Origin of the sequence: Colwellia piezophila ATCC BAA-637 (genome assembly GCF_000378625.1) — a bacterium.
Lineage (GTDB): Bacteria > Pseudomonadota > Gammaproteobacteria > Enterobacterales > Alteromonadaceae > Colwellia > Colwellia piezophila.
The window spans coordinates 213429-222414 of sequence record NZ_KB905171.1 but is presented as its reverse complement, the minus strand read 5'-3'; the positions used below and the strand labels follow the sequence as shown (position 1 = coordinate 222414).

At 38.8% G+C, this 8986-nt stretch carries 9 protein-coding genes; 3 read left to right on the top strand and 6 right to left on the bottom strand.

Annotated features, from left to right (window positions below; all coding sequences use genetic code 11):
* Positions 1 to 359, top strand: a 359-nt coding sequence (locus F580_RS26110) for a transposase (RefSeq protein WP_157443176.1), incomplete at its 5' end; no start/stop codon positions are given.
* Positions 360 to 637: 278 nt separating this feature from the next.
* Here the strand turns inward: F580_RS26110 and F580_RS25700 are convergent.
* Complete coding sequence (locus tag F580_RS25700) at positions 638 to 1699, bottom strand: DUF6174 domain-containing protein (protein ID WP_019029362.1); 1062 nt, start codon at positions 1697 to 1699, stop codon at positions 638 to 640.
* A gap of 555 nt (positions 1700 to 2254) precedes the next feature.
* Between F580_RS25700 and F580_RS0119110 the strand changes: the two genes are divergently transcribed.
* Entirely contained in the window at positions 2255 to 3535 is a 1281-nt protein-coding gene (locus F580_RS0119110; protein ID WP_019029360.1) for a response regulator, read from the top strand.
* Between the two features lie 444 nt (positions 3536 to 3979).
* On the opposite strand, the gene F580_RS0119105 is transcribed toward F580_RS0119110, so the two are convergent.
* Entirely contained in the window at positions 3980 to 5092 is a 1113-nt protein-coding gene (locus F580_RS0119105) for an aminotransferase class V-fold PLP-dependent enzyme (RefSeq protein ID WP_019029359.1), read from the bottom strand.
* Between the two features lie 23 nt (positions 5093 to 5115).
* On the bottom strand, positions 5116 to 6285 hold the full coding sequence (locus F580_RS0119100; RefSeq protein WP_019029358.1) for a PrnB family protein: 1170 nt from the start codon (positions 6283 to 6285) through the stop codon (positions 5116 to 5118).
* Between the two features lie 147 nt (positions 6286 to 6432).
* On the opposite strand from F580_RS0119100, the gene F580_RS0119095 reads away from it, so the two are divergent.
* Positions 6433 to 6909 carry an Lrp/AsnC family transcriptional regulator gene (locus F580_RS0119095; protein ID WP_019029357.1) on the top strand — a complete coding sequence of 159 codons (477 nt, stop codon included), beginning with the start codon at positions 6433 to 6435 and terminating at the stop codon, positions 6907 to 6909.
* A gap of 219 nt (positions 6910 to 7128) precedes the next feature.
* Here F580_RS0119095 and F580_RS0119090 read toward each other — a convergent pair whose 3' ends face one another.
* The 3 genes from F580_RS0119090 to F580_RS25695 all read right to left on the bottom strand — a co-directional run bounded on the left by F580_RS0119090 (position 7129) and on the right by F580_RS25695 (position 8981).
* Entirely contained in the window at positions 7129 to 8085 is a 957-nt protein-coding gene (locus F580_RS0119090; RefSeq protein WP_019029356.1) for a sensor domain-containing diguanylate cyclase, read from the bottom strand.
* Positions 8086 to 8402: 317 nt separating this feature from the next.
* Positions 8403 to 8657 carry a DUF1294 domain-containing protein gene (locus F580_RS0119085; RefSeq protein WP_019029355.1) on the bottom strand — a complete coding sequence of 85 codons (255 nt, stop codon included), beginning with the start codon at positions 8655 to 8657 and terminating at the stop codon, positions 8403 to 8405.
* Positions 8658 to 8786: 129 nt separating this feature from the next.
* The gene (locus F580_RS25695) at positions 8787 to 8981 is read right to left on the bottom strand and encodes a hypothetical protein (protein ID WP_019029354.1); all 195 of its coding nucleotides are present in this window, start codon (positions 8979 to 8981) and stop codon (positions 8787 to 8789) included.
* Positions 8982 to 8986 lie beyond the last annotated feature (5 nt).

Sequence of the window (8986 nt, the reverse complement as noted above, 5' to 3'; positions counted from 1 at the left end):
ATAGATTTAAACATGCATCTGAAGTGCAAATGTACGCAGGAATTGCACCGGTGACTCAGAGGAGTGGTCAAAAATCATGGGTACACTGGCGTTGGCAATGCTCTAAATTCTTAAGGCAATCGTTCATAGAATGGTCAGCTAAAACTGTCTACTCATCATATTGGGCTGGGTTGTACTACGCACAACAGCGTCAGAAAGGCAATTCACATCAGTCAGCGGTGAGAGCTTTATCATTTAAATGGATACGTATTTTATTTCGCTGCTGGAAGTCGAGAACACCCTATAGTGAATCTAAATATTTGAAGTCACTCAGAGATAGAAAATCGCCATTATTAGTCTTGGAAACCGTTGACGAATGACTCAGGGCGTGAAGCGGTCTTAATTTACCAGTGAAAACCACCCCACCTAACGACCAATTTGTTGCCAAGAGCAGTCATTAGCTTATGGTGTTGAAACGATCATTTTTGCCACATAGCCGACTAAAGTAAAAATATTACTAAGAACAGGTATATGACCTTAAAGCGGACGCTCGGTGGTTACAGCTTTAGTTTCAACGCTAGAAGTTGCTTACCGCGTCCACTGTAAGCTGTGAGTTCAACTCGTTCCTGCCAGTCTAATTTTTGAGATATTTTAAAATCTATTTCTCTAAGTACGCTTGTATTTGAACTTGGTTGACATGACAAATGCCTTCAGATACTTCAACATTTGACTGATACCAATTTTGGTAGCCTTCTTTTTCAATAGTGATATTGTAAATACCACCTCTTTCAGGAGCGGCCCCAACACCAATTATAAAATCACCATTCCCTGCCGAACTAGACCCGCCCTTACAATCAACGAGCTCTTTTATATAATCGCCATCTTCAATTGTGATTGTGGCATCACAATGAAGTCGCTCCCCTGTTTCTTTATCAAATAATTCAAACCACAGTCCAGATTGTATAATGTCAGTACAGACCACACCTTGGTCTTCAGGAGGTATTCCTTCTATGAAGTTTATAGTCAACTCATGTCGTAGTAACTCAATTTTATCAACAGTTGTTTCTATAAGAAAAGCGCCTGAAGCTTCAAAAATTTCTAATATTTCTAAATCGTAATACTCACTCAACCTTTGAACTTCTGAAATTGTATTTACATTGTCGTTAAAAATAATCAGGGAACGAGGTGCATCCGGATCTAATTCACCAAACAAAGGCACTAAAGTTTCACGCATATTACCGACTTCATAATTAAAAACAGCAAATTTACTAATCTTAAATAGTGTTTCATCACAAGTCTGATTTGTTTTATCGATAAAATACTCAGAAGGAAAACCATATTCAGCATTGAATTGAGGGGGAAGGCTTTGCTCTACATGGCTCTTGGAAAATATTTCAGGTTCATTTTGGATATCTGCCATCAGTTCAGTAAATATGTCATAAATGGTAGGCCAAGAAGAAACCTCATGAGTAAACAAATGATTGGAGTCATATACAGTAGAAACGACACCGTTTTCAACCACAATTGTACCATCGTAGGCATTATCGTCATTTGGGCAATTAGGTGAATATTTTGTGACATGGAACTCATAATCCAAAAGATTATTTTCGTTCCAAATTGCTTGGTTTTTCTCTATTAAATCAAACTTTGGATTACTGTTGTCATCATTGCAAGCTGCCAAGCACGTTATCAATAAAATCGAGGTTATTTGTTTTAACATAAAAATCCCTTTACATATGTTGCTCTATTAAACATTTACTCATAGACACTTACAAGTGCCTTAAAAATTTTAGTAAACGTTCTGAAATCGACGATTCCAAAAATGATACCTATTTCAAGGGTTTAATGTCAACGACAATTTCTGACACGACTTTACAAACAACTAAATATGATTCGATTAAGTGAAGACAAATAACTGTAGCTGGTACTTTTAGGGCTGTTTCAGACACTAAAAAGCCGTCCTCGAATTAAGTGATCAACTTTATGGGAACAGCCTGGTGTCTTCTTTCGGATCATATACCTGCCCTTAACAAGATCGGCTCAGTGGCAGTAGTTAGCCTTATAAATCGAACCTCTAATGACAGCTATCAAGCCAACAGCGGAAGTTTTAATGTAACTGCTAATCACTTCCGCAATGCGCACCAAGAAGTCATTAGCGGTGAACTGTTATTAACCCATTTGTGCTGTCTTATTTTTTATTTTGATATTGAACAATTCGCGTTTGAAGGGCAATAGGCTATTGTTATTTAGTAACTATCTTTAACAAGTTTAATGTATGAAAGCACTTGTAGTTGACCCCTCCAACCTCGCCCGCATGGTCATCAAAATGACGCTTGAAAGTCATGGTATTTTCACCGACAGTGTAAGTTGTGAAAAAGAAGCGCTGTCCTTAATCAAACAAAATAATTACCAGCTTATTTGTGTGGCTAGAACGTTGGAGACCCGTGATTGTCGCAGTTTTTGCTCGGAATTACGTGGAAACCTATCGACTAAATCCACACCTATCGTAATGCTATCAGCAACAGATGAACAAGAACCTGAGTCATTTATGGCATTAGGGATCACTGAGATTTTTAGTAAAAAAGATATTTCTGCCTTCTCAGACTATGTCGATAGTCTGAGTAAAGCCACTAGAAATAATTTTCTTTATGTTGGAAGAATACTGTATGTCGAAGATTCAATGAGCATCGCCCAACCAACTATTTCAGTACTAAACGAACATGGCTATGAAGTCAGTCATATCACTACAGGTGAAGAGGCCATCAAGCTCTATGACGAACAAGATTTTGACCTAGTGATGACTGATATCATTCTTGCTGGAAAAATCAATGGTACAGCTGTAGTACGTCATATTCGAGATAGGGAAAAAAAGCATAACATTCCTTTTCCTATTTCTATCTTGGCCATGAGTAGTTTTGACGATATATCTCGAAAGTTAGCGCTATTTCAAGCTGGCGTTAATGACTATGTGCCGAAGCCGATAATGACCGAAGAACTATTGGCCCGAGTCGATAACTTAATCTTGAACCAGCACCTATTTAAACAACTGGAAGTACAGCGCCAACGTTTAGAAGAGCTGGCTATGACCGACCAACTCACCGGCCTTTATAATCGTCACTACCTTTTAGATAGCGCATCTAAAAAAATTAGTGCTGCAAAAAGACACGATATAGATCTTTGTATGGTGGTTATTGATATCGACTTCTTTAAGTCGTTCAATGACGAGCATGGCCATGCTATGGGGGATATGGTGCTCACGGAAGTTGCCGCGCTACTCTCTGATAATGTACGTAATAACGACATTGTTGCTCGCTTTGGTGGTGAAGAGTTCATTATCTTATACGATCACTGTCCTTTGACTCAGGCAATTGAGAAAACAGAAGTGCTGCGAAAAACCTTAGAACAATTAAAACCAAAAGGCTTGACGGTAACGGCTAGTTTTGGCCTTGCTCAATTTAACCAGCAGGATAAAGACTTTAATGATCTCTTTGCTCGGGCTGACGAGGCCGTATATCAAGCAAAAGACAACGGTCGAAATTGCGTTGTATCGGTGTAACCCGGTAATAGATCAGAGTTATGATGATTCAGCTAATTTTTTGTGTTTTAAAGGAAGTAAGTCATTAGTAAAGATATCGCAAAAAACTTAATGCTAATGTCGCCTTAGCACTTACTTGCTATTATTTTCTTGCGACTTGTGAATTCTTTTGAAATTCCTCACGACTTTTGACGAAAAACCTTCAATAAAATTTATCCCAATTTGGCTAAAGCTCATACAATTATTGAACAAGAATTTTCATTTTTATGACGATCCGCAAATGTAGAGGAATCATAAAAAGGAGACATTAGTCACTACATGAGATAAATTTAACAGTTATTTTACAATGAAATGTGATTACGCATAATGTTTGAGATTATCAATCATCAAATGAGATTGACTACATACTTTAGATTTCAGGAAAAAAAGCATTTATTCTTCCTATACTCCGGTTTATTTATACATTCATGATGCTGATTTAATGACAGCTATCAACTGCTCTATATCTTCAATATCATTATAAATATGCGGTGAAATTCGCATGCCTGAACTCCGAGCATCGACACTGATATTGGCATTTTTTAGTGCAGTCATGACTTTAGTCTGTTTATCGCCAAAATTTAAGATCAAGGTACCACTGCGCTTACTTTTTTCTCTGGGAGATACAAATTCTTTATCAAACTGCGCGGCAACCAGTTCGATTAAACTTTGGTTATGCTGGCGCATTGCCTGCGAACCCAGAGCTGAAAAATATTCAATACTATGGGCTGCAATGCTATAGGGAGCTATCGAAGGTGTGCCACCCCAAAACTTGAGCGCGGTATCATGATAACGAAAGTGATGAATATCAAACTCAAATGGGTTTTCATGAGAAAACCAGCCAACATCTTTTGGCTGACAAGTCTGAATTTTGTCAGGATTTACCCATAAATAGGCGGCTCCTGGGCCACCACATAACCATTTTACGCTTGAACCAATCATGAAGTCAGGGCATTGTTTTTGTAGATCTAGTGGGACTATGCCTGCCGATTGTGCAATATCTAAAATGCTTAATATATTACATTTTTTTGTAAGTTTTAAAATTTCATCCAGGGGGGCTATCTCACCGGTATTGGAATAGGCATGACTGATAAAGGCTAAGTCTACATCCTGTGTGAGATAAGCCTGCCATACATTGATATCGGTAATGTCTTGCTCTTTAGGGATAAATTTTAACTGGTAATGCTCGGGTAACGCTTTTTGTAATGCAAAGCCAATACTCGGGAAGTCGTTTTCGCTTAATAAAACCACGGGTTTAGTCTGTTGTAATTGCGCTAGTGACATCACTATTTTAGTGAGTGCACTTGACAGGTTAACTTGCGGGCAAAACTCATGTTTAGAGGCATTAAACATTTTACCTAAGGCACTGCGAAAATCATCGATAATGTTTAGCCAGTCACCCCAAGGCTCTATCCCGCTATCTTGCCAGGGGGCAAAAAAAGACTCGGCAAAAGCCGTTTGGGCTGTTTTTAAAGGGCGGCCAACAGAGTGGTTTAATAAGTAGTTTGTGCCACTGAGTCTGAAATCATTTTTAGGCATTTAATTTTCCACTTTGACTTAAGTTATTTCAGAGTTGTTTTTAATAATTTAATATCGTCATAACGGGTACGCATATCTGTTCTTTGTGCTGCGGCACGGCGATCTCGTAATTTTTCCAGTGCGTCAAGCAATGCATGTAATGGCGGCCCGCTGGCCGTGATTTTGCTCATGTGTTGTTGTGCCATGCTGGTGGATGGCACTGCTATATACTTGCTCACTAACTGGTTATGGTGTTGAATGGCTGTTTCACCGTGAGACTCACATACCGCTAAAAATAGTTTTAAATTATCTTGATACCAAGACTGATCTTTGTATTTCGAAGCCGCTAAAAAATCATCCATGATACTGGTCATGCGCATGCAATCGCGTAAAATACTTTGATCTTCAGGCATCATATAAAGAAATTTATCAACCAACATTTGCGAATAAGAAGGCTCATTTGCAAAACATAAACCTAATAACATATCGATGACATTGATCCCGGCAAAGTCACCGGCATTAGCGCCACGATAAACTTGTGAACCTACGCGATAAGGTTTGTAATAGGGGCGTACCTGGTAGAAAAACTCATCTGCATCAAGTTTTTCAAATAATGCTGAATTTGACTCAATCACATCTTGCAATGCAACTTTAGCAACCCGTAATAAATCAGCTGTGATGGCATGTGAAATCCCTAAAGGTTGAATTTTCAGCAAGGCATCAGAGGCACGTTTATAGGCTAAAATCGATTTAGTATTATAATCAACAAAGAGTTTTTCACAGGGTAAATCGGTAAAACGTTTATATAAACCATTTACAGATTTATTATGCGTGGTTAAATGCGCCGTTGCAAAACGCGGTGTCACACCTATAGAGGCGCCTATATGCATGGCTAATGCCGACGCTTGGGTGAGAGGAGAGGTTTTTTCACGGCTTGGCTCGGTAATTTCATGGCGACGACATGCTGCCATAAATAAACCTACGTTACCTAATAAGTCGAATGCATTATCAAAGCCCTCATCCGTATTACCTTCAGCAAGTAATGCGGTTATTAATTCAGTGCCTTCTGATTCGAGTTGTTTTTTTTCATTTTCGCCGACACCTTCAACATTGGCTTTGTCTTCTTGTTGCCAGTAGATCTCTTCAAGGCATGAGTTGATTTCAACAAAACGGGTTCTGATCCAATGATCAAAAGCATGGGTATTTGGAGTCACGATTAAGTCTTTTTTGTGTATGTCTATTAGTTAAAAGATAACATGGTTTAAAAATCTTATTTCGATAAATAACGCTTTAAATTTGGCTTGTTTTAGTGAATTACGATATAAATACATCATATAATATTGAGATTAACTAAAATTAAGATGAAAGCTGATTTAGATAAAAAAGATTTGAGTATTTTAGCCATTTTGCAACGTAAAGGGCGTATCGCGATATCAGAGTTAGCAGATAAAATTAACTTGTCGGATACACCCTGTTTAAGGCGGATCCGAAAATTAGAACAAACAGGTGTGATCACCGGATATGGCGCACAGCTGAACTCTCAGGCCGTTGGGCTGAATGTATTGGTTTATGCATCTGTTCGTTTAACTGAAAACTCAGATATTTATGCGGAACTATTTGAGCAAGCCGTTGCTGAACTGGATCAAGTGATGGAATGCTCAATTGTAACGGGTGCTCATGACTATATCCTTAAAATTGTGGCGACAGACTTGCTAAGTTATGAAAGTTTCGTTAAAAAATCCCTTGGTAGCCTTAAATTTATTGCCAGTATTGAATCTACCGTTGTATTGAAGCAAACATTTACCCGCAATATTTTGCCGTTATACATGGATAAGTGATCGGTAACTTTTATTTAGCGACTTGACTGCTTATCTATACAGATACCTGGGCCTGAAATATGTATCTGGTAAAGAAATCATGAAGGGAAGACGTTAACGTATGAACCAATAATTGAATATGCATCGATGTAACGGGTTGGCTTGGCGGTTATAACTTCAAATTTTGTTGGGCTAGCGATTATGCGTGTGGGCAGGCGGTTTAAGTAACATGGCTATATATCATCTTTTTGATTTCTTTGCTTCATACATAAGCGAGTCGCCATCTGCTAGTAGCGCTTCAATAGATTCGTGTTTATTTTGATTGAATTCCACTATGCCATAGGAATACTCAACGTCGTAGCCTCGCTTTACCGCTTGATTATACTTTTGTAGTGAATGACAGAATTTATCAATGACAACTTCTGCTTGTTTTCTTGAAGTACTGCTGAGTAATACGGCAAATTCATCGCCGCCTAATCGAGCAAAGACATCTGAATTTCTAAAGGTTTTTTTCATGAGATCGGCAAAAGTAATTAATACCGAATCGCCTTCAGCATGTCCAAAGGTATCGTTAATGGGCTTAAATTTGTCTAAATCAAGAAAAACCAGTACCGCTGGAAGTTCTTGTCGAATACAAAGATTCAAACTCTGTTTAGCCAGCAGCATAAAGCCCCTTCGGTTTGATATATCAGTCAGCTCATCCATGGTCGCCATTTGAATTGCTGTAAGTTCACGCTCCACCATTGACGCGAGATCTTTTAGCAATTCGATATCTTCCTCGTCAAAGTTTCTTGGAACCTGATCAAGAATACACAGTGTTCCTAACCTGTAACCATTCACTTCGAGTGGACAACCCGCATAAAAACAGATTTTTGGATCGTTCAAAACCAAGGGATTATCTGAAAAGCGAGGATCTTCACGGGTATCTGGCACGATAAAGACTGAGTTGCCAAGTATTGCATGGCCGCAAAATGAAATTTCGCGAGGTGTTTCGCTAGCGTTTATACCAATGTTGGACTTAAACCATTGTCGGTCCTCATCAATTAGGCTAACTAGCGCGATCGGAACCCCAAACATTCGCTTTGCCATGCGAGTCAGTCGCTCGAAACGTTCTTCAGGTAATGTATCGAGTACATTCAGTGAACGAAGAGTTTTGAGTCGTTCTGTTTCATCGAGTGGGATGTTAGGAGCTTTCAAAGCAATTTCCTAGTTTTAATTTCATGACGCGACGAGTTTAGTATTGGAATTATATATAATAGTAGATAGGGCATCGATGAATCAACATTCTCTCAGGGTATATTACCGATAACTTTCAACAGTATCACTTAATATAGAGCCACACTCTTTAACATTATAAATCATTTGAAATTATTGGCTCGTCGCCTAGGTGTATCCAGTTAACTGTTACACGATAGTGTTAATGGTACAGGTGTTGTTATTCATTTAAATTAGCGAGTATTATCGCTTGGCAATGTTTAGTCGATGTAGGTCAAATGCAAGCAGGGCTGCGAGTATTAATTCATGCGGGTGCTGTTGGCCATTACCGTCAGCCAAAAGACTGCCCTGAATGCTACTTTTTTAGATTTATGCCTGAGCAACTGTTGGCTGATGGCAGCGCCTGGCCAACCACCGATCAAAGCGAGTAAATGTAAGGTGATTTCTGGCGTTCGCCATGTCCCTGGTTTGGCTTTCGATTTATCTAAGGCGTAAGCGAAAAAATTCATAATGTTAGCAGCCAGGTACAGGGTTAAAATTTTTGCTATGAGCACCAAAATTATTCCTTCATCCACCCTTACATAGCAAAAGGTGAAGAGTAATAAAAACACTGACCATTATTGCCAGAGATTTTTATTACTCCCTTTGTAGTCACGTAAATCGTAGCAAACTTACCAATAAAACTAAGCCACGGTAAATTGTTGTGTTAGTTGATTTAATTTAGATGCAATGACACTAATATCTTGCCCTGCCGTTGATACCTGTGAAGCCGCCGCTGAGTTTTCATAAGCAACGTCACTGATTGTCGTTATGTTTTGTGCTATCTCATTAGAAACACAAGACTGCTCTTCAACTGCTGCTGCGATCAACTCTGTCATTTGCG

Coding starts and splice junctions, on each gene's coding strand:
- F580_RS25700 (WP_019029362.1), bottom strand. CDS start 1,699: ATGTTAAAACAAATAACCTCGATTTTATTGATAACGTGCTTGGCAGCT.
- F580_RS0119110 (WP_019029360.1), top strand. CDS start 2,255: ATGAAAGCACTTGTAGTTGACCCCTCCAACCTCGCCCGCATGGTCATC.
- F580_RS0119105 (WP_019029359.1), bottom strand. CDS start 5,092: ATGCCTAAAAATGATTTCAGACTCAGTGGCACAAACTACTTATTAAAC.
- F580_RS0119095 (WP_019029357.1), top strand. CDS start 6,433: ATGAAAGCTGATTTAGATAAAAAAGATTTGAGTATTTTAGCCATTTTG.
- F580_RS25695 (WP_019029354.1), bottom strand. CDS start 8,981: ATGACAGAGTTGATCGCAGCAGCAGTTGAAGAGCAGTCTTGTGTTTCT.